Origin of the sequence: Streptomyces sp. NPDC093591, from assembly GCF_044764885.1 — a bacterium.
Classification (GTDB): Bacteria; Actinomycetota; Actinomycetes; order Streptomycetales; family Streptomycetaceae; genus Streptomyces.
In genome coordinates this window covers 750,294-772,320 of the sequence record NZ_JBIWIY010000001.1, presented here as the reverse complement: position 1 = coordinate 772,320, position 22,027 = coordinate 750,294, and the positions used below count along the sequence as shown (strand labels likewise).

Genomic DNA, 22,027 nt, shown 5'->3' with positions numbered 1-22,027 from the left:
CGTCCGTCGACGCAGTCCTGTGGGCCCCGGATGGCAACAATCCGCACTGGCACATCTGGGTCCTCTGGGGCTGCGCCACTGCCTCGGCGGGATCAGGATGCACGGCACTCGGGCGGTCGGCGAACCACGCGCACGCCTGGTAGGCCTTCGGACCGGCCTCAGTTCGCCGCCGACCGCGAGACGGGCGGCGCCACCAGGGCAGGTCAGCCCCTTCACGTAGTGTTCTGGCATGGCGCTGACCGACATAACACGCCGTGAGGTCGAGAAGGCGATCGAAGAGTGCGATCGGCTCGGTCGTGACGCCTTCCTCAAGCGTCACGGCTTCCGACCCGCTCGCCGCTACCTGCTGTCGCACGAGGGCAAGCACTACGACTCCAAGGCGATCATCGGTGTCGCGCACGGTTTCCTGTCCGGTCAGCGGCCGCTGGCTGCGAGCGACTTCTCCGGCGGCGCGGCGCACGCCGCCGGCCTGCTGAGGAGCCTCGGTTTCGACATCGCGGAGGAACATCCGGTGACCGGTCTCACCCCTGACGACCTCGTCCACCGTGTCACTCATCTGAAGGTGAACCGTTCCTCCGGTCTCCCCGCCCTCTACCAACCGATCACACTGCTGTGGGCGATGGGCCGAGCGCTGCGTGGCGAACCCCGGCTGCTTCCCTGGCTCGAAACCGAGGAGGCTCTCAAGACCCTCCTGGACCGACACGGTGTGAGAGGTGAACGGCCACGCCCGGACTATCCGATCGCCTCTCTCCACCGTGTCGGGATCTGGACGTTGCACGACTACACGGAACCCGTACCCACTGCCCACGGTGACGCGAAGGTGCGCCGCTGGTTCGCTGCCAACCAACCAGTCGGGGGCCTGGCCGATCCCCTGTACGCGTTGTTCCGAGACTCCGAGATAACCCGCCTTGCCGTGATCGACGAGCTTGTCGACGCCTTCTTCGACGGCCTCGACTGCGCTCCGCTTCTCGCTGACGTCGGTTTGAGCGACGTCGAGGCGAACGACCTCCCTGAGACGACCGAGCAGGAGCCGGAGCAGTGGCTCATCTCGGCGGCCGAATACGAGCGCGGTTGCAGGCTGGTCGAGCAGCGGGAAGCGAAATTCCGTGAAGAACGGGTCTTCCACACCACGCAGCGTCCTAGGCGCTCACGTGCCGCCCGCCATCTCGTCCTGCGCCGAAGCAAAGGACGCTGCGAGAACCCGCAGTGCACGGGCCAGCCTGCCGATGTGACCGACCGGAATCATCCGATACTCGAAATCGATCACGTGGTGGACCTCGCCAGCGGCGGTCGCGATCACCCGAGTCAAATGGTGGCGCTCTGCCCAAATTGTCATGCCGTGAAGACGCGTGGACGTACACGCGAAGTGCTGCGCGAAATCCTGCTCCGCGTCGCGGCGGAGCGCCACAATGCGATGCCGCATACGGTCTGATGCTGTTCGCGGCGATCACCCATCGAGACTCGCTTCGGACCGCTGCGGCAGCCCTCGCCAACTCGAACCATCCCAACCACGCCGCCCAGACACGGGAGTTGCACCGCTGCCTGCCTGCGCCAGCGCAACCACAACGCCCGCCCCCCGACGTCCTGGCCGCTCAACGCCATGAACGCGCTCTGGTCCGCGGCAAGAACGGCACCCGCCGGCCCGGACGCCCGCTCGCTGTCTCGGTGTGATCACTCAGCCGGGTGATCCCGGGCGCCTGATCAGCGGTATAGAGGCCGCTGCACGGAGTGGCCGTGACGAAGTGCCGTGGAGAGCCCTTAATTTGCGTGCGTGGTCAGTACCTCGCTTCCCTCGCAGGCGTTTTCCCGCACTGCGGCATCCAGCAATCCTCAGGCTTCAAGTGCGCATTCGTGGTGGGCAGGTGGGCTGTGTGTCGCGGCCCTTTCGGTGGCTGCCTATACGGGGTTTCGGCTGCCGTCGCTCTGGTCCGTGACGCTTCAGACGACGTCGCTGGCCGACGGCTTCCACCGCCGTTTCCTCGTCGCGACCGTGCTCTATCCGATCGCCGAGTGGGCAGGGAACGCCTACTGGTTCTATGCGGCGGTCTCGTTCGGCATCCTGGCGCTGCTGCTCGCCGTCATCGTCACCACTGTGGTGCGGGCCACGACGCCGGTCCGGCGATGGCTGCCGGTGGCATTCTTCCTTCACCCGGCGGGCGGCTACCTGTTCCACGAGGTCGGCTACCTTGACCAGGCTCTGTTCCTCCTGCTGTTCGTCGCCCTGTGGCTCGGCTACCGCGGCTGGTGGTGGGCGGCGACGCTGGTGATGACGCTGGCGCCGATGGCCCATGAGATCAGTGCGCTGACCGTGATCCCGGTGTGGCTGCTGGCCGTGTGGCGCTCGTCGCTGGCGACACGCACCGCGTTCGCGGCAAGCATCCTGCCGGTGGCGGTGAACGCTGTGCTGTTCGCCGTGCCGCCTGCGGTTCCGGGAGCGCGAGAACACCTGATCACGCGGATCAGTGAGGGTGGATGGAACTGGCGCGAGGACGCGCTCGCGCTCTTCTTCCGTACCCAGGTCCAGAGCTGGAGTGCTTACGACCCTTGGAACGTCGCGCTGTACCTGGCTCCGCTCGTCCTTGTCGTCATGGTGGTGACGGCCGTCGTCGTCGGGCCCGGCCAGGACGCGCGCGGCTGGGTGACACGGTCTCTGGCCGTGGGCGCGAGTGGCGCGCCGTTCTTGCTGGCTTTCGGCGGGTGGGATCAGCACCGGTGGGCGTTCCTGCTCTGCGTGAACCTCACCATCGTGGCGTGGATGTGGTGCGACGGTCACGAGAACATGAAGCGTGCGGCGGTCGCGCTCGGGCTGGGGCTCTTGCTGATCACCCATACGCCTCTGCACTACTTCGACGGGTACACGTCCGTGCCGCTGACAGGTACCGCGTTCAAGTCCTACGAGGAGGGAGCGCACCCAGGCCCCGACGGTGGTCCGTTCGATGTGCCGCTTCGCTGGTAGCAAGCACACCGTGCTCGTGTGACCCACCATACGAACTGCTCGAACGTCTGCCCCTCGCACTCGGGGAGCCTGCGCCCCCGGACCGACCCTGCCGCGGCTCCCGGAACGGAGGGCTCCGTCGGCGACAACGGACGGGTGGAGACCGTGACGATGCGGGAGGGCAAGTCAGCCGGCCTCAGCTATGCCGGATCCGCCAATCCGGAGCATGCGTTCGCCTCGTCGCTGTCGAGGAGTGTGGTCAGGGACGCCGTCACCGCTCGCTCGGCGGCGGTGAGGGCGCCCTCGATGTGCCCGGCGTACTGGTCGGCCGTCTCGGTCGAGGCCCAGTGCAGCCGGCCGCCGAGCGCGGGCTGCTGGTAGAGGGGGTGCCCGAACAGGGAGTAGTCGGCCAGGCGGTGCACGCCGGGTGGAGCGGTCCACTGCTCGCTGCTCCAGTCCTGTACGTGGAGCGTCTCGGGCTCGGCGGCGGCAGGGCCGAAGAGCCGCGCCAGCTGGGCGGTCACCGCCTGCTCGAAGTCGGGACCGACGGCCTGGACCGCGGCGAAGCCGAACAGCGCGGCCGACCGCCCGCCCGGGCCCGACATGTCGTGCAATTCCTGGAGTGGTCCGCTTCTGCTGGCCGCCGCCCCGGCGAGTCCTTCGTCACGCCAGAAGGCAACGGGGTAGCGGGCGACGACCTTGGCGACCGCCCCCATCCACACCGGGGTCGACCGGGCGAGGCGGACCAGCTCCGCGGGCAGTTCCGGGCCGAAGTCGATGCGCGCGAGGGCGAGCGCGGGAGGGACGGCCACAATGACGTGCTCGGCGTGCAGCACCGAGTTCCGCGTGTGGACTTCGAGCCCGCCGGTGGCGCTGCGGTGGATCGCGGTGACGGGACTGTCCAGCCGTAGGACGTCCGTGGGTAGTTCGGCCGCGAGAGCGCGGGCGAGGGTGTCGGCTCCCGGGGTGAAGCGGCGGGCGGGGGCGTCGATCAGGTTGCCGGACAGGCGACGTACGCCGGTGGCGTCCTGTACGAGCGTGTCCCCCGCCAGGTGCTGCTCGAAGGTGTCGATGCCGAGCCGCGCGACGAGTTCCGCGACCCGTCGCTCCCCGTCCCAGAACCAGGTGGCCCCCAGATCCAGACCCCCTCCTGGCGGGGCGGCCGCGCTGAGCAGACGCCCACCGACGCGCTCGCGCGCCTCCAGGCACACGGTGTCGCGTCCGGCGGCGACCAGCGAGGCTGCCGCGGCGAGCCCGGCGATCCCGGCCCCGACCACGACGACGTCGTGACCGTCCTGCTGGAGCATGTACAGCTCCCTTTCTCTCGTGGCGGACGGCCCTCAGGCGCCGGTCGTCAGGACCATCCGGAAACGGGCCTTGCCGTTCTGCTGGGTGTCGAGCGCCTGCTGCGCCTCCTCCAGCGGGACGGTCTGCATCCGGGGGCGGACACCGGTGGCGACGGCGAAGCGCATGGCCTGTTCGGTGTCGGCGGGGCTGCCGGTCAGATGACCGGTGACGCTGCGAGCCCCCATGACCAGCTTGGGCACGGGCAGTTGGAGGGGGGATCCGTCGAAGCCGACGACGGTGAGCCGCCCGTGCGGGGCGAGCCCGTCCACCAGCTCCGCCAGCGGCTTGCTGCTGGAGGCCGTGGACAGGATCAACCGCGCCCCGCCCAACTCCCGCAGCGCCGCACCGGGTTGCTGCCGCTCGGTGTCGAGGTAGTGCCGCGCGCCCAGTTCCTCGGCGAGCCGGCGCTTGTCCTCGCCGCGGCCGATGGCCACCGTCTCGAACCCCATCGCAGCGGCGAACTGCACCGCCAGATGTCCCAGGCCCCCGATCCCGAGGACGGCGACCAGGTCGCCCGGCCCGGCACCGGAGTGCCGCAAGGCGTTGAAGGTGGTGACGCCGGCGCATCCGAAGGGCGCGGCCTCCTCCGCAGTAAGGCCCTCGGGGACCCGCGCCAGAGTGGAGGCGGGCACCGTGATCGTGCTGGACCAGCCGCCGGGATACGCCATGCCCGGGACCTTCCTCCGGACAGTGCACGACATCCCCGGTACGGCAGGCGGAGCAGTACCCGCAGCTACCGCCGAACCAGCCGACGGTCACCCGCTCCCCCACCTCCCACCCCTGCACCTGGGGCCCGAGCTCCGCGATCACACCGGCGACCTCATGGCCGGCCGTGAGCGGGAACCCGGTCGCCGGGGCGGGATTGCGGACCGTACCGATGTCGGCGCCGCAGATACCGGTCGCCGCCACGTCGATACGCACCTCGCCGATGCCGGGTGACTGCGCCCGCACCGGGACGACCTGTACGGCGGCCCCGGGCTCCGCGACCTGGGCGGCCCGGTGCACGCGGTTGACATTCTGGGACACGGCAATCTCTCCTTGAAAAGAAATAGGAGCGCGGATCTCCCCGAAATATCGCGCGCGACTTCGCTCTGCACCGTAAGACCTCCCGGACGGCCCCGGTAGAGGATCATGGTGAATGAGGGTATAAATAGTGGCTATAGCCATGAGGGGAGCAGGGCAGTATGAACATCGAGGGGCTGCGCTACGCCCGGGCCGTCTCCACGACGAAGTCGTTCAGTGCGGCCGCCCGCGCCTACGGCGTCACCCAGCCCGCACTGTCCAACGGCATCGCACGCCTGGAGCAGGAGCTCGGCGTGACCCTGTTCGAGCGCTCCCCGCGCGGAGTCAAGCCGACCCCGGACGGCACACGGATCCTGCCCATGATCGACCAAGCCCTCGACGCCCTGGACGCGATCGTCGCCGAGGCCCAGCGACTGGCCAACCCGGCCCCCGACACGATCCGCATGGGCGTCTCACCCCTGATCGGCGCCGACCTCGTCGCCCGGGCCTTCGACGCCGCCCGCAACCTGGACCGGCCACGCGACCTGGTCCTGCGCGAGGCAGATCTCACACACCTGCGCAAGGACCTCCAGGCAGGCCGCCTGGACCTCCTCCTCGTGCCCGCCGTGCAGGCCATGCCCACATTCCGGCATCGCGTCATCGCCCGCGAACCGGTCGTCGTGATCGATCCGGCCCACTCCCGGACCGAGAGCCCGGTCGAACTCCACGCCGCGGCCGACGCCGCCTACATTCTCGTACCGGACAGCTGCGGGCTGACCACCTTCACCACCGAGCTCTTCCGCAGCCACGACCTGCCGCTGCGCACCTACCCCGGCGAAGCCTCCAACTACCGTGTGCTGGACGAGTGGGCGCGGATGGGCGTGGGCGCCGCGCTCCTGCCCCAGTCGAAGACCACACACGAACACGGCAGCTCGCGTCCTCTCGTCCGGGCCGGGGCTCCCGTCGAGATCACGTATGAGGCGGTCTGGGACAACGCAACGCCTCTCGCAGCCGACTTGGAGGACTTCGTCACCTCCCTCACCCAGCTCACCGAGCTCACCGAGCTCACCTATGAGGAGACGGGCGATTGACAGAGGTTATGGCTCCATAACCTCGGAACCTCGACTGAACTGACGGTCAGGAATCTAATGTCGCGGTCATGTCCTATCTCGTCCATGACCGGTGTGGGAAGCCTTTCCTCCACAGCATTCACGGCTTACTTTCCACGGAACCGGAGATCAGGACCTACGAAGCGGTCCGAGAAAGGCACGGCATGATCACGAGCGGGGACGCCGCCATACTGGACGACCCTGTGGGCGCGTCGCTGCGGGGCCACCATGCAGGGTTCGCCCGGCGACTCGGCCGGGCCGTCACCTACCAGCCGGGCGTCGCGACCTTCTCGGCGGTGTCCTCCACGCCTGACGCGGCGGACTGGGCCGACCTCGCACGGCTGCTCGGCCGAGGCGAGTTCGCCGACATGTTCAGCTCCCCGGCGACACCGCCGCCGGACTGGGAGCCTGTCTTCGTCCTCGACGGCCGGCAGATGATCTGGCGCGGCGGCAACCGAACCGGTCAGACTCATGCCGCGAGGGATACGGGCGTCGTCGAACTGGCTGCGGCCGATGTTCCCGAGATGCTCGCCCTCGTGGGGCGGGCCGAGCCGGGGCCGTTCTGGCCGCGCACCCATGAACTCGGCACCTACCTCGGTATCCGCGCCGAAGGCCGGCTGGTGGCCATGGCGGGCGAACGGCTTCGACCTCCGGGATGGACCGAGATCAGCGCCGTCTGCACGGCCCCCGAGGCACGCGGGCAAGGCCACGCCCTCCAGCTGGTGCGCGCCCTGGTCGCACGCATCCTGTCTCGGAACGACCGCCCCTTTCTGCACGTGGCCGAGACGAACACCGCCGCGATCGCGTTGTACGAACGACTCGGCTTCGAAAACCGCAGGCAGGTGACGTTTCGCGGGTTCCGTACGCCGAGAGCGTGCGCCGGCGGAGCCCGGGCAGACCACCAGCCCTCCGCCTGAGGGCTGTGCGGCGCATGCACGCGCACGTCGAGTCGGCGGCGTCGAGCGACGCGCATGAGGGCCCAGGCCCCCACTGCGGTCAGCTGCGTTCCTGCCTGTCCGCCGGCGGAGAGAGTGCGGCCTGCTCCGCCGGCGGCAGCGGGCATTCGGGACTCATCAACCCTGCTGTGCGACGAGGCTCGCCGGGCGCAGGTCGGTCCAGTGGGACTCCACGTATGCGAGGCACGCTTCACGCGTCTCCTCGCCGAAGACGGTCTCCCAGCCGGCCGGAATCTCGGCGAAGGAGGGCCACAGGGAGTGCTGGTTCTCGTCGTTGACCAGCACCAGGAAGCGGCCCTGGGAGTCCTCGAACGGGTTGGTGGTCATGCGTGGTCACTCCTTGCGGACGTCGTGGACGTTACGGTGAACAGCTCCGAGAGCGGCTGCTCCGGATTGGCTGCCGCACGGCGCAGCAGTACCAGAAGTTCGTCGGCGAGCCGCTGTGTCTTGGCGGTGCCGAGCAGATCGGTCGCGTGGATCAGCCCGCAGTGCACGGGGCCGGCGCCTCGCGGCTCGTAGAAGCTGAGGGTCAGCTCCGCGCGGGCCGAGCCGGTCGGCACGGCGTGGAGCGTGCCGATGCCGCCCTCCAATCGCTCCACGTCGGCCTGTTCATGGTGGATCACCATGACCTGCGGGCCCCGCGGGGACAGGTCGGTCGCCCGTACGACCTCGTCGAACGGGAGCTCTTGTCGGTCCAGGGCGTTGAGCGTCGTCTCCCGGACCCGGGTGAGCAGTTCGGCGAAGGTCGGGTCCCCCGCTGTGTCGGTGCGCAGCACGACCGTATTGAAGAAGCAGCCGACCAGATCGGCGAGTTGGTCGTCGGTTCGGCCGGCGACCATCGTACCGATGGGCAGGTCGGTGCCCGCGCCATGTGCGGTGAGCAGGGCGGCCAGAGCCGAGTGCAGCACCATGAACATGCTGGTGCCGGTGGCTCGGGCGAGCCGGTCGACGGCCGCGTGCAGCTCCTCGTCGAGGACGAAACCGACGTGGTCGGCCGCCGGACGCGACGTGCCGGGTGTGGTGGGACGGGGCCGGTCGGCGGGCAGCGCCAGCTCGCGCGGGGCGTCCTTGAGGGTCTGCCGCCAGTAGGCGAGCTGTCGGCTCCCCCGGCTGTCGGGGTCGGTGAGGTCGCCGAGCACCTCGCGGGCCCAGCGGGTGTAGTCGGTGTACGTCACCGGCAGCGGCTCCCACTGGGGTGCCCTGCCCTCCGTACGGGCCGCGTACGCGCTGGTGAGGTCGCGGAACAGGGGTACTACCGACCACTCGTCGACCGCGAGGTAGTGCATGGTCAGCAGTACCGCCTGGCTGCCGTCCGGGCCGGTGAGCAGCCTGGCCCGCAGGGGCGCCTCGATCTCCAGGTCCGGTGTCCGGGCCGCGAGTTCGGCCAGTCGCGCGTCGAGGTCGGCACACCGCTCGACGGCCAGGGCAGGGGCTTGCGTCTCCCGCTGGTACACCGTGCCGTCCAGCTCCGTGAACGCCGTGCTCAGCGGCTCGTGCCGGGCCGTCACATCGGCCAGAGCGGCGGTGAGCGCATCGGCGTCCAGCCCGCCCGGGGAACGCAGGACCAGCGCGTGGTCGAAGCCGGGGCTGCGTCGGTACGCGTCCCACTGCCACCGTTGAACCGGCGCCACCGGCCGCTCGGCGTCCTGCGAGCGGTCCTCTGCGGCGGGGCGCAGTGCGGGCCGGGCCGACGAAGCGCCGTCCAGCTTGGCCGCGATGCCGGCTACGGTCAGTGCGTCGAAGACGTCCCGGATGCTCAGCTCGGCCCCGAACTCGGCACGGATACGGCCGAGCAGCCGCATCGCGGCCATGGAGTGCCCGCCGAGCGCGAAGAAGTTGTCGTGCACGCCGACGCCGTCCAACTTCAGGATTTCTCCGAAGAGTTCGGCGAGCCTCGCCTGCGTCCCAGTGGCCGGGCGGGCGTCGCCGGTCATCGCCGACCACTCCGGTGCGGGCAGGGCCTTGCGGTCCAGCTTGCCGTTCGGGGTCAGCGGCAGCGGGCCGTCCAGCGGTATGACGAGAGCCGGGACCATGTACTCGGGCAGCAGCCCGGCCACGTGGGCACGCAGTGTCTGCGGATCGGCTTGCTCTCCGGCCTCGGACACGGCGTAGCCGACGAGGCGGACGATGTCGCCGTCGCGGTCCGGTACCACGGTGGCCTGGGCGACCGACGGGTGTCCGGCGAGCGCGGCCTCGATCTCGCCCAGCTCGATGCGGAAGCCGCGCACCTTCACCTGGGTGTCGACGCGGCCGAGGAAGTCGAGGTTGCCGTCCGCCCGCCAGCGGGCGCGGTCCCCGGTCCGGTACATGCGGCTGCCGGGCGGGCCGTACGGGTCCGCGACGAACCGCTCCGAGGTCAGCGCGGCCTTGCCGAGGTAGCCGCGGGCGAGTCCGCGCCCGGAGACGTACAACTCCCCCGCCACGCCGGGCGGTACGGGCCGCAGGTGCTCATCGAGGACGTAGCAGCGGGTGTTGGGGTCCGGTCGGCCGATGGGGACCCGGCCGGCCGGGCTGCCGCCGTGCTCCCGGGAGGGCCAGAGGGTGGAGTTGACCGTGGCCTCGGTCAGACCGTAGGCGCAGATCAGATGGGCCGTGGTGCCGAAGCGTTCGAACAGGTCCGGCGGTACGGTCTCGGTGCCGACCAGGACGGTCGAGCCCTCGGGCAGTTCGCAGCCTGGCGGCAGCGCGGAGACCAGGGACGGCGGCAGGATCATGTGAGTGATCCGCTGGTCGGCGAGGAAGTCGGTGAGCGCCGGTCCGGCGACCCGTGCCTCGTCGGTGATGAGGACGAGCCGGCCACCGTGGCACAGCGCCATCGACAGTTCGAAGGCGAACACGTCGAAGCCGATCGACGCGAACTGCAGCACCCGGCTGTCGCGTTGCAGGCCCATCCGGTCGACGGCGGTGGCGACCAGGCTGGAGATCCCCTCGTGCGGGACGACGACGCCCTTGGGGCGGCCGGTGGAACCGGAGGTGTAGATCACGTACGCGGCCTGGTCCAGGGCGATCGGGGTGCCGTCGAGCGGCGTGTCCGACAGCCGGTCGAGTCCGGCCGCCGTCTCCGGGGCGTCGAGCAGGACCAGGGACACACCCGTGACGTCGGGGATCTTCCCGGCCACCGGCTCGGTGCCGACGACCAGCACGGCTCCCGAGTCCTCGATCATGTACGCGAGGCGGTCGGCCGGGTGGACCAGGTCCAGCGGCAGGAACGCGGCGCCGAGCTTCAGCGTGGCGAGCACGGTGGCCACCATGTCGACCGAGCGGGGCACGGCCACGCCGACCACGCTCTCGGTGCCCACTCCGCGCTCGGCGAGCAGGCGTGCGATCCGGTTGGCGCGGGCGTCGAGCTGCGCGTACGTCACCGAGCGGGAACGCTCCACCACGGCGACCGCGTCGGGCTGTTCGGCCAGCCGCTGCGCGAACAGAGCGGGCAGGGACGCCTCGTCCACATCGCGTGCGGTGGCGTTGAAGCCCGCCACGACCATGTGCCGCTCGTCGGCGGCGAGGATCTCCGCCCTCGACACGGGGAGTTCGGGTGCGGCGGCCAGGGCGGCGACGAACCTGCGGAGCCGGTCACCGATCCGCTCGGCGGTCCCGTGGTCGAAGAGCTCGGTGGCGAACTCCAGGCGGCAGGCGAGGGATCCGGCGTCCTCGTCGGCGCCCATGTGCTCGGTGAAGCTGAACACCAGGTCGAACTTGGCGGAGCTGATCCGGAACGGCACGTACTCCGCCCGCAGGCCCGGCAGTTCGAGTCCGTCGCCCGTGCGGGCGTGGTAGCCGACCATCACCTGGAACAGCGGGTTGCGTGAGAGAGAGCGGGTCGGGTTGAGCTTCTCGACGACCGACTCGAACGGCACGTCCGCGTGGGAGAACGCGGCGAGGTCGGTCTCCCGGACCCGGGCCAGCAGTTCGGTGAAGGTGGGGTCGCCGCCGAGGTCGGTGCGCAGCACGAGCGTGTTGACGAAGAAGCCGACCAGGTCGTCCAACGCCTCGTCGCCGCGCCCGGCGATGGGCGCGCCCAGGGGGATGTCCGTTCCGGCGCCCATGCGGTGCAGCAGGGCGGCGACGGCCGCGTGCACCACCATGAACATGCTGGCGCCGGTGTCCCGGGCGAGCCGCTTCAGCCCCTCATGGACCTCGGCGTCGAACTCGATGTCCAGCTCGGCACCGGAGAACGCCGGGCGCGCCGGGCGCGGCCGGTCGGTGGGCAGCTCCAATTCCTCGGGCGCACCGTCCAGCGTCGTACGCCAGTACTCCAGCTGCCGGGCGGACAGGCTGCCGGGGTCGGCCGGGTCGCCGAGCAATCGCTGCTGCCACAGCGCGTAGTCGGCGTACTGGACGGGCAGCGGCTCCCAGCCGGGGGCCTCGCCGGTGTCGAGGCGGGAGGCGTACGCGGTGGCGAGGTCGCGCAGGAACGGTCGGTCCGACCACTCGTCGGTCGTGATGTGGTGCAGCAGCAGGACGACGACATGGTCCTCGGGCGCCACCTCCACGACCGTGGCGCGCAGCGGCAGTTCGGTGGCCAGGTCGAAGGGGCGGTTGACGGTCTGCTCCACGATGCCGGGCACCTCGTCCTCGGTGGCGCGCAGGTGCTCGACCTCGGGGCGAGCCTCCTCGGCGGGCAGGACACGCTGGAAGACCTGGCCGTCGCGGTCGACGAAAACCGTGCGCAGCGCCTCATGACGGGCCGTCACATCGCCCAGCGCACTGCGCCACGCGTCCACGTCGAGGGCGCCGCGCAGCCGCATCACCAGCGGGAAGTTGTACGCGGCCGAGGTGCACTCGATCTGCTGGATGACCCACAGCCGCTGCTGGGCGTGGGACAACGGCAGCTCAACGGGGCGCTCCCCGGCCGTCAGCGCCAGGCGGGCGGCGGTGTCCGAGCGGGCCGTGCGCTCCACCAGTTCGGCGACGGTGGGTGCCTCGAACAGGTCCCGGATCGCCAGTTCGGCGTCGAGCGCGGTGCGGGCGCGGCTGACCAGCCGGGTGGCCAGCAGGGAGTGGCCGCCGAGGTCGAAGAAGTCGCTGTCGATACCGACGCTGCCCTCGGGCAGGCCGAGCACCTCGGCGAAGAGCGCGCAGAGCGTCTCCTCCCGGGGTGTGCGGGGCGGTCGGCTGGTGCGCGTGCCGGCGAAGTCGGGGGCAGGCAGGGCCTTGACGTCGAGCTTGCCGTTGACGTTGATCGGCAGCGTCGGAACCGGCACCAGTGCGGCGGGCACCATGTAGTCCGGCAGCCCGGCCTTCAGGTGGTCGCGCAGTCGCTGGAGCAGGTCCTCGCCCGCCTCGGTGCCGTCCTCGGGTACGACGTAGCCCACCAGGCGCTTGCTGCCGGCGTTCTCGGTCACGACGACGGCGGCGTGCGCGACTTCCGGGTGGGCGGTCAACGCCGTGGAGATCTCGCCCAGTTCGATGCGGTAGCCGCGGATCTTCACCTGGTCGTCGGTGCGGCCGAGGAAGTCCAGCAGGCCGTCGGGCCGCTGTCGTACCAGGTCGCCGGTCCGGTACATGCGCTCCCCGGGCTCGCCGAACGGGTCGGCCACGAAGCGTTCGGCGGTCAGTCCGGGCCGGTCGTGGTAGCCGCGGGCCAGGCCGGTGCCGGCGATGTACAGCTCGCCGGGGCAGCCCGGCGGGGCGGGCCGGAGCATGGTGTCGAGGACGTAGGCCCGGGTGTTGCGGATGGGCAGGCCGACGGTCGGGGTGGCGCTGTCGGTGGTGGAGCCGCCGAGCGTGTTGATCGTGTACTCGGTGGGCCCGTACAGGTTGTAGCCGTAGACGCCCTCGGTGCTGCGCAGACGGCTCCACACCGTGTCGGACACGGCTTCCCCGCCGAGCAGCACCAGCGCGGGCCGGTGCTTACCGGCCGCCTCGTCCCGGTCGAGCAGCCCCTCCTCGATGAGCAACTGGGCATATGTGGGGGTGACGTTGACGACGTCGACGCGGTGCAGGTCGCAGTAGGCCACCAGGGCCTCGGCGTCGCGGCGCAGTTCCTCGTCGCAGACGTGCACCTCGTGGCCCTCGACGAGCCACAGCAGCTCCTCCCAGGACATGTCGAAGGCGAAGGACACGGTGTGCGCGATGCGCAGCCGCCGCCCGCCCGCCGAGGCGATGGCCGGGTCGAAGATCTCCTTCTGGTGGTTGAGCTGCATGTTCGTCAGGCCCCGGTACGGGGTGACGACCCCCTTGGGGCGGCCGGTGGAGCCGGAGGTGTAGATGACGTACGCCGGGTACTCCAGGCGGTCGGGCACGTGGTGCGCGAACGCCGGGCGCTCGGCGTCGGTGATCTCACCGTCCGGGAGGGCGGCGAGTTCGGCGGCCACGGCCTCGTCGTCCAGGACGAGTTCGGGTGCGACGGGGCCGGCGTCGCCGCGCAGGGTGGGGGCGACGGCGGTGGTGGACACCAGGCACAGCGGGCCGGTGTCCTCGACCATCAGGCGCAGCCGGTCGGCCGGGTGATCGAGGTCCAGCGGCAGGTAGGCGGCGCCGGTCCTGAGCACGGCGAACAGGGCGGCGACCATCTCGATGGACCGGGGCAGCGCGAGGGCGACGACCTTCTCCGGGCCCGCTCCCCGGGCGAGCAGCAGCCGGGCCAGCCGGTTGATGTGCGCGTCCAACTCGGCGTAGGTGAGGGCTCGTTCACCGAAGACCAGGGCCACCGCGTCCGGCGTGCGGGCGACCTGGGCCGTGAGCATGTCGGCGATGGTCTCGTTCGGCACCGGGTCGCGTGTGGTCTGCCAGGCGGCGAGCAGGGCGGCCTGCTCGCCCGGCAGGAGCAGGTCGACGCCGACGGTCCGGGCGCGGGCGGCGGCCGGGCCCGCCAAGGCTTCGGCCAGGCGCTCCAGGACGGTCGTGAACCGGGTGAGGATCGTCGTCGCGTCCTCGGCGCCGAACAGGTCGGGCCTCGCCGCAACGGTCACCCGCAGCCGGGTCTCGGGGGTGACGATCAGGGTCAGCGGGAAGTGGGTGCCGTCCACGTTCGACACGTCGGTGATGCCGTGCCGCTGCCGCAGCTCGGCCCCCCGCTCCTCGCCGTCGGCCGAGCGCAGTACGAAGAGCGTGTCGAACAGGCGGCGGTGGCCGGTCTCCTGCTGGAGGGTGCCGAGTCCGACGTACTCGTACGGCATGACGGCGGCGCGCTCGGACTGCATCCGGCGCAGCAGGTCGAGCAGGGGCTCGTCGGGGGCGAGGGCGACGCGGGCCGGGACGGTGTTGAGGAACATGCCGATGATTCCGGCCACGTTCGGCACCTCTGCGGGGCGTCCGGCCACCGCTGTGCCGAAGGCGACGTCGCCGCGGCCCGTCATGGCCGAGAGCACCAGCCCCCAGGCGGCGTTCAGCACGGTGTTCAGGGTGAGTCCGTGCTGCCGTACGGCGGTGCGCAGCCGGTCGCTGGTCTCCCTCGTCAGCACCGCGTCGAAGTCGGCCGGGATCACCGGTCCGGTGTCGCGGCCGGCCGGGGCGACCAGGGTCGGCTCGTCGAACCCGGCGAGGGCGCGGCGCCACGCGTCGATCGCGGCTTCGGTGTCCTGCTGGTCCAGCCAGGCCAGGTAGTCGCGGTAGGAGCCGGGGGCCGGGAGGCCGGTGGCGTCACCGGCCCGCTCGTACAGCGTGAACAGCTCCTCCAGGAACAGCCAGGCGGACCAGCCGTCCCACAGGATGAGGTGGTGGGTGACGACGAGGCGGTCCCGGCCGTCGCCGAGCCGGATCAGCAGCAGGCGGGCGAGCGGCGGTGCCGACAGGTCGAAACGCCGGCGGCGGTCGGCCGCGAGGAGTTCCTCCGTCCGGGTCCGCTGTTCGTCGGCGGGCAGCGCGGACAGGTCCTCCACCACGAGCGGGATCTCGGCGCCGTCCACGATGAACTGCACCGGGCGGGGCACGCCGTCACTGAGGAATCCGGCGCGCAGACTGGTGTTGCGGTCCAACAGCTTCCGGCAGGCGGCCCGCAGCCGGTCGGCGTCGACACGGCGGTCGAAGTCCAGGCTCTCCTGCGACAGGTAGACGTCGAGTGCGTCGCCCGCGTCGTAGGTGGCGTGGAAGTACATGCCCTCCTGGAGCGGGGACAGCGGCCAGATGTCCGCGACCGGCAATCCTCCGGCGGCGGTTTCGACGCGCTCGGTCTCCTCATGCGTGAGCTCCAGGCCGCCGAGCGGGACGGCGCCTGCGGGCTCCTCCGGCGGAGTTCCGGCCGCGGCGGTCAGCTGGTCGAGCAGCGCTCGCAGGGCCGGGTCGACCGCCGCTCCGGACTGCTCCTGCTGGGCCAGTATGGCCTGGAGGGCGGTCGCGGCCTGCCCGGCGTCGGCGGCCGGGACGGTCACGGCGGGGGGCCGCGGGTCGTTCTGGATCTCCTGGGCGGTGGCCGCGGCACGTTCGGCGGTGGCGGCGAGTGCGGCGGGCGTACGGCCTTCGAAGACGTCGCGCGGGCTGATCGTCAGTCCCCTTTCGCGGGCCTGGGTGGCGACGGCGATGGAGGTGAGGCTGTCGCCGCCGAGGACGAAGAAGTCGTCGTCGGCGCCGATCGCCGGGATGCCGAGGACGGTGGTGAAGATCTCGCACAGGACGCGTTCCCGCTCGTCGCGGGGCGCACGTCCGCCTTCCCTGGGCGCGACCTCGGGTGAGGGCAGGGCGTGTTGGTCGAGCTTGCCGCTGGGGGTCAGCGGAAGTTCGTCGAGAGCGACGAAGGCGGACGGCACCATGGCGGCGGGCAGCGCGTCGGCCACCGCCGCGCGCAGGGCGTCGGCGTCCAGGGGCCCGGTTCCGGGCGTGGGGACGGCGTACGCGACGAGGGCGCCCTCGCGGACGACCACGGCCGCGCGGGCGACTCCCGGCAGGCCCGACAGGGCCGCCTCGATCTCGCCCAGTTCGACGCGGTTGCCGCGGATCTTGACCTGCCGGTCGGTGCGGCCGAGGTACTCGACGGCCCCGTCGGCACGGCGCCGCACCAGGTCGCCGGTGCGGTACATCCGGTCGCCGGGCGCGCCGAACGGGTCGGCGACGAACCGCTCGGCGGTCAGCCCCGGCCGGTCGTGGTAGGCGCGGGCCAGCTGGACGCCGGCGAGGTAGAGCTCACCGGGGACGCCGTCGGGGACCGGGCGCAGGAAGGCGTCGAGCACGTACAGGCGGGTGTTCCAGACGGGTCGGCCGATCGGTACGGCGAGTTCGTCGCCGCCCTCGTAGGGGAAGTACGTCACGTCCACGGCGGCCTCGGTGGGCCCGTAGAGGTTGTGCAGGGGGACGGGGCCGTGCCCGGAGCGGGAGGCCAGTTCCCGCCAGCGCCGGGCGTCGGTGCCGGTGAGCGCCTCGCCGCTGCAGAACGTCCGGCGCAGGCTCGCCGCCCATTCCGGCCTTCCCGTACCGGCTTCCATCACCTGGAGGAACGCGGCCAGCATCGACGGCACGAAGTGCAGCGTGGTGATCCGTTCGGCGCGGATCAGCTCGGCCAGGTAGGCGGGGTCACGGTGGCCGTCGGGGCGGGCCAGGACGACGGTCGCACCCTCCACCAGGGCCCAGAAGAACTCCCACACCGACACGTCGAAGCTCGACGGCGTCTTCTGCAGCACCCGGTCGTCCGCGGCGAGACCGTACTCCCCCTGCATCCAGGCGAGCCGGTTGACGATCGCCCGGTGTGTGACCACGACGCCCTTGGGGCGGCCGGTGGAGCCGGAGGTGTAGATCAGGTACGCGGGGTGGCCGGGGCCGGCCGGCGCGGCCGGCGTATCGGGGACGTCCTCGGCCGCCTCGATCACCAGGTGTTCGAGGCCCGGCACGTGCGGCAGCCGCCCGGCCGCCTCGGCGGTGGTCACGACGGTCCGCGCGCCCGAGTCGCCGAGCATGAACGCGACCCGTTCGGCGGGGTAGTCCAGGTCGACGGGCAGATAGGCGGCGCCTGACTTCAGGACGCCCAGCAGGGCGACCATCAGCTCCGCCGAGCGCGGCACGGCGACCGCCACGAAGCTCTCAGGGCCCGCGCCGCGCGCCCGCAGCCGCCGGGCCACCGCCTCGGCGCGCCGGTCGAGTTCCGCATAGGTCAGTGTGGCGCCCTCGTGGACGACCGCGGTGGCGTGCGGGCTTCGCGCCGTCTGTGCGGCGATGAGTGAGGCGAGGGTGGCGTCGGGCACCGGATGCGCGGTGGCGTTCAGTCCGGCGAGACGTTCCTCCTCCCGGTCGGACAGCAGACCCGTCCGGGAGACCGAGCGGCCGGGCTCGGACACCAGGGTCTCCAGCAGGGCCACGAACCGGTCGGCGACCCCCGCCACGGTGAACTGGTCGAGCCGTCCCGCGTCGTGCTTGAACCGCAGCCGCAGTCGGCCGTCCTCCGGCTCGACGATGAGCGCGAGCGGGTAGTGCACCGCGTCGAACACCTCGGTGCCGGTGACGCACAGCGCGCCTCGGTCCAGGCCGGCCGTCAGGTCGGTGGTCGGCTGGTTCTCGAACACGACGAGCGTGTCGAAGAGTTCGCCGCCGCCGGTGGTCCGCTGGATGTCGGCGAGGCCCAGGTGCTGATGGTCGAGCAGCGCCGTGTGCTCGTCCTGGACACGCCGCAGCAGGTCGGAGAGCGACTCGTCGGCCCGGAGCCGTACGCGGGCCGGGACGGTGTTGATGAAGAGGCCTACCGCGCAGTCCAGTCCGTCGACCTCGGTGGTCCGCCCGGAGACCGTGGTGCCGAACACGATGTCCTGGCTGCCGGTCAGTCCGCCCAGCAGCAGGCCCCACAGGCCGTGGACGACGGTGCTGAGGGTGAGGCCGTGCGTTCGGGCGCACGCGGTCAGGTCGGCCGTGAGCCGCTCGGGCAGCAGCCTGTCGACGTCGTCCGGACGGGCGGGTGCCTTGCCTTCGCCGGTCGCGAGGAAGGACTCGGGCAGCCGGGTCGGCTCCTCGAGGCCGGACAGCGCATCGCGCCACGCCTCGCGCGCGGCGTCGCGGTCCCGGGTCGCCAGCCAGGCCAGGTACGGGTGCGGGGCGATCGGCTCCGGCAGTTCCTCGCCCCGGTAGGCGGCCAGGAGTTCGCGCAGCAGGACGGAGACCGACCAGGCGTCGGCGATGATGTGGTGCAGGGTGAGCAGGAGCCGGTGGCGCCGCCCGTCCCGGATCAGGGTGGCCCGTATCAGCGGGGGCCGCGCGAGGTCGAACCGCTCCGCCCGGTCCGCCGCCAACAGGTCGTCCAGCCCTGTCTGAGCGGTGTCGGCCTCCCGCCAGGGCAGAGTCACGTTCTCGGCGAGCCGCTGGACGACCTCGCCGCTGGGCAGCTGGCGGAACGAGGCGCGCAGCAGCGGGTGCCGGTCGAGCAGCGCTTGCAGTGCCCGGCGCAGCCGGTCCGGGTCGACCGGGCCCGCGAGGTCGAGGAGTTCCTGCACCAGGTAGAGATCGACGGCTTCGTCGTCGAACCGCGCGTGGAAGAAGAAGCCCTCCTGGAGCGGGGAGACGGGAAGGGCGTTCTCGTCGAGGTCCACGGAGGCCGCCGGGGCTGTACCCGGTGTGGCCTGGTCGGCGGCGCGGGCGAGTGCCGCCACGGTGCGCTGCCGGAACACGTCGCGTGGCGTGATCGTCAGTCCGGCCTCGCGGGCGCGGTTGACGAGCTGGATCGCGACGATGCTGTCACCGCCCAGCTCGAAGAAGCTGTCGTGGACGCCCACCGACGGCAGGCCGAGGACCTCCGCGAAGAGTCCGGCGAGCGCGGTCTCGGCGGCGGTGGTCGGCTCGTCGGCTCCGCTCAGGGCGGTCCACTCGGGAACGGGCAGGGCTCTGCTGTCGAGCTTTCCGTTCGGCGTCAGCGGGAGCGGGCCGTCGAGGACGACAACGGCGGACGGCACCATGAAGTCCGGGATTGCGTCCGCCACTTGGGCTCGCGCGGCCGTGACGGCGGCTTCGGTGTCGGCGGGGCCGGTCTCCGGTACGAGGTAGGCGACCAGGCGCTTGACGCCCCGGTGGTCGTCGCGGAGGAGAACGGCGGCCTGGGCGATGCCCGGGCAGGCCATGAACGCGCTCTCGACCTCACCCGGCTCGATCCGGTGGCCCCGGATCTTGATCTGACCGTCCGCCCGGCCGAGGAACTCCAGGTTGCCGTCGGCGGCCCAGCGGACCCGGTCGCCGGTGCGGTACATCCGGCTGCCGGGCGGCCCGAACGGGTCGGCGACGAATCGCTCGGAGGTCAGCCCGGCCCTGCCGAGGTAGCCGCGAGCCAGACCGCGCCCGGCGACGTAGAGTTCGCCCTCCGCGCCCACGGGTACGGGACGCAAGGCCGAGTCGAGCACATAGGCCCGGGTGTTGGGGTCGGGCCTGCCGATGGGTGCCGGGCCCGGTCGACCGGGATCCGCGAGCCACAGGGTGGAGTTCACCGTCGCCTCGGTGAGGCCGTAGGCGACGACGACCTTCAGCCTCCCGGCCCAGCGTGCGATCAACTCGCTCGGGACTGCCTCGGTGCCGACCACGAGGACGGCGCCCTCGGGGAGTTCGCAGTCCTGCGGCAGCGCGGAGACGAGCGACGGCGGCAGGATCATGTGGGTGGCGCGGTGCCGTGCGATGTACTCGGTCAGGGCGGGCCCGGCGACTCGGCGCTCGGCGGGGACGACGATGATCCGTCCGCCGACGCACAGCGACATGATCAGGTCCCACACCGTCACGTCGAAGCCGACGGACGCGAACTGCACGACCCGGCTGCCGGCGTTGATGCCGATCCGGTCGGTGGCCGTGGCGATCAGGCTGCCGACGCCGTCGTGGGTGACGACGACGCCCTTCGGTCGGCCGGTGGAACCGGAGGTGTAGATCACGTACGCGGCCCGGTCCAGGGCGATCGGCAGGCCGAGGTCCGTGCCGTCGAGCAGGGCGCACTCGTCCGCCGTGGCCGGGTCGTCGAGCAAAACCAGGCCGGTGCCGGGCACTTCAGGGAGGTCATCGGCGAGTTCGTGCACGGTGACCACGGTCCGCGCCCCGGCGTCGGACAGCATGTAGGCGATCCGGTCCTGGGGGTGATCGGCGTCCAGGGGCAGATAGGCGGCCCCGGCCTTCATCACCGCGAGCAGGGCGACGACGAGTTCGGGTGAGCGGGGCAGGGCCACGGCGACCACGTCCTCGGCGCCCACCCCACGGGTGGCCAGGAGGCGGGCGAGCCGGTTGGTGGCCGCGTTGAGTTCGCCGTACGTCAGTGTCCGTTCCTCGCACACCAACGCGACGGCGTCGGGTGAACGGCGCATCTGCCACTCGAAGGCGGCGGGCCAGGACAGTTCCGGAACGTCGCGCGGTGAAACCGCGAACTCGTCGAGCAGGCGGGTGCGTTCAGTGCGGGAGGTGAGTTCGATGTGACCGACGGGCCGGTCGAGGTCCTCGGCGAGGGAGTCCAGCAGTCGGAGGAAGCGATGCTCATGGTCGCGCAGGGTCTCTTCGTCACAGACGTCCGCGTCCGCGTCGAGGTGGACGCGGAAGCCCGCCTGCGACTCGGCGAAGCTGAAGGCCAGGTCGCTGACCGGGCCCAGCCATGCCGGATGGAGTTCGGTGGCGTGGTCACCGAAGCGCAGGTCCTCGGCGCGGGGCAGGATGTTGACCGTGGGGCCGACCAGTTCCGCCACGCCGTCGGCCAGGCCCAGGTCCCTGGCCAGGTCCTCGGCGCGGTAGCGCCCGTGTTCGACGGCCTCGGAGACCGCGCGGGCCACGTCGGCCACCAGCTCGGCGCCGGTCGTACCGGGCCTGACGCGGACGCGCAGCGGAACGACGTTGGACACCATGCCGGGCACGGCCGCCGACGCGGCGTCCTGACGGGCGGCCACCGGCAGGCCGAGGACGAGGTCCCGCTCGCCCGTGACACGGTGCAGATAGGCAGCCACGGCTGCCAGCAGGAGCCGAGAGCGGCGGACGCCCGCCCCCTGGGCAGCCGCGCCCAGCCGCTCGGTTTCCTGCGAGGACAACTCCGCCGTACGACGCAGGCGCCGCGTCATCAGCGAGGGGGCGCGCTCGACGAGCCGTATGGGCTCCGGTCGGCCAGCCATCCGCTCCAGCCAGTAGGCGCGGTCCGCCTCGTGCTGTACGGAGGCACGGTAGGTCCGGTCAGCGGCGATCAGCCGGGACAGCGCCCAGTCCGGAGCGGCGGGAGCCTGCCCGGCCGCCGCGCCGTACAGCTCCCCGGCGCGGCGCGTGAGGAGTGCGACGCCCATGCCGTCCATGACGATGTGGTGGTACCGCTGGTACCAGAGGACATGGTCGTCGGCGAGCCGGAGCACCGCGTGGGCGAACAGCGGGCCGGCCGACGGATCGACGGGCCGGTCGCGTTCGGCATCCATCCAGTGGGCGGCGGCCCGGTCCGGATCGGACCCTCCCCTCAGGTCGACGAGGCGTACGTCGACGGGGAACCGCTCGACGGTCTGCCGCGGGGCGCCGTCCTCGGCCGTGACGCGCACGTGCAGGGCCTCGGCCTCCTCGACGGCCTGCCGTACGGCGTCACCCAGGCGAGCGTGGTCGACGTCCCCGCGCAGTTCCAGGACGAACGAGATGTTGTAGGCCGTGCTGTCCGGTTCGATCTGCTGGGCAAGCCAGATGCCGGATTGGCCGCCGGTGACGGCTTCACCGGCAGCGGGGGGCAGGTCCGACTCGGCGTCAAACATCTTCGAAAGGGCCCTTCCCTGGTGGTGCGTCAGTGAGGAGTCGTACGAAGTGCAGGAGCTCAGGGACGCCTGCCCTGCCCGCCGCACGGACGG

8 protein-coding genes and 1 pseudogene are annotated in these 22,027 nt (G+C 71.5%); 4 read left to right on the top strand and 5 right to left on the bottom strand.

Annotation, left to right across the window (positions count from 1 at the left end):
* The first annotated feature begins 229 nt into the window (after nt 1-229).
* The gene (locus ACIREI_RS03305; RefSeq protein WP_403326794.1) at nt 230-1,432 is read left to right on the top strand and encodes an HNH endonuclease; all 1,203 of its coding nucleotides are present in this window, start codon (nt 230-232) and stop codon (nt 1,430-1,432) included.
* A gap of 339 nt (nt 1,433-1,771) precedes the next feature.
* A complete protein-coding gene (locus tag ACIREI_RS03300; protein ID WP_403326792.1) occupies nt 1,772-2,956 on the top strand; it encodes a hypothetical protein in 1,185 nt (394 codons plus the stop codon).
* A 179-nt stretch (nt 2,957-3,135) separates the two neighbouring features.
* Here the strand turns inward: ACIREI_RS03300 and ACIREI_RS03295 are convergent, their stop codons facing one another.
* The 3 genes and pseudogenes from ACIREI_RS03295 to ACIREI_RS03285 all read right to left on the bottom strand — a co-directional run.
* Complete coding sequence (locus tag ACIREI_RS03295) at nt 3,136-4,242, bottom strand: flavin monoamine oxidase family protein (protein ID WP_403326790.1); 1,107 nt, start codon at nt 4,240-4,242, stop codon at nt 3,136-3,138.
* Between the two features lie 33 nt (nt 4,243-4,275).
* On the bottom strand, nt 4,276-4,950 hold the full coding sequence (locus ACIREI_RS03290; RefSeq protein ID WP_403326788.1) for a zinc-binding dehydrogenase: 675 nt from the start codon (nt 4,948-4,950) through the stop codon (nt 4,276-4,278).
* A gap of 31 nt (nt 4,951-4,981) precedes the next feature.
* A pseudogene (locus tag ACIREI_RS03285) lies at nt 4,982-5,449 on the bottom strand (alcohol dehydrogenase catalytic domain-containing protein); the annotation flags it as partial.
* A 17-nt stretch (nt 5,450-5,466) separates the two neighbouring features.
* On the opposite strand from ACIREI_RS03285, the gene ACIREI_RS03280 reads away from it, so the two are divergent.
* Together ACIREI_RS03280 and ACIREI_RS03275 are read left to right on the top strand one after the other, a co-directional pair.
* On the top strand, nt 5,467-6,375 hold the full coding sequence (locus ACIREI_RS03280) for a LysR family transcriptional regulator (protein WP_403326786.1): 909 nt from the start codon (nt 5,467-5,469) through the stop codon (nt 6,373-6,375).
* 182 nt (nt 6,376-6,557) lie between these two features.
* Complete coding sequence (locus tag ACIREI_RS03275) at nt 6,558-7,310, top strand: GNAT family N-acetyltransferase (protein WP_403326785.1); 753 nt, start codon at nt 6,558-6,560, stop codon at nt 7,308-7,310.
* A gap of 156 nt (nt 7,311-7,466) precedes the next feature.
* On the opposite strand, the gene ACIREI_RS03270 is transcribed toward ACIREI_RS03275, so the two are convergent.
* Nucleotides 7,467-7,676, bottom strand: coding sequence for an MbtH family protein (locus ACIREI_RS03270; RefSeq protein WP_403326783.1), 210 nt, complete (start codon nt 7,674-7,676; stop codon nt 7,467-7,469).
* Nucleotides 7,673-21,934: an amino acid adenylation domain-containing protein gene (locus ACIREI_RS03265; RefSeq protein ID WP_403326781.1), complete on the bottom strand. Its 14,262-nt coding sequence runs from the start codon at nt 21,932-21,934 to the stop codon at nt 7,673-7,675. The genes ACIREI_RS03270 and ACIREI_RS03265 overlap by 4 nt, the downstream gene beginning before the upstream one ends.
* Between the last annotated feature and the right edge of the window lie 93 nt (nt 21,935-22,027).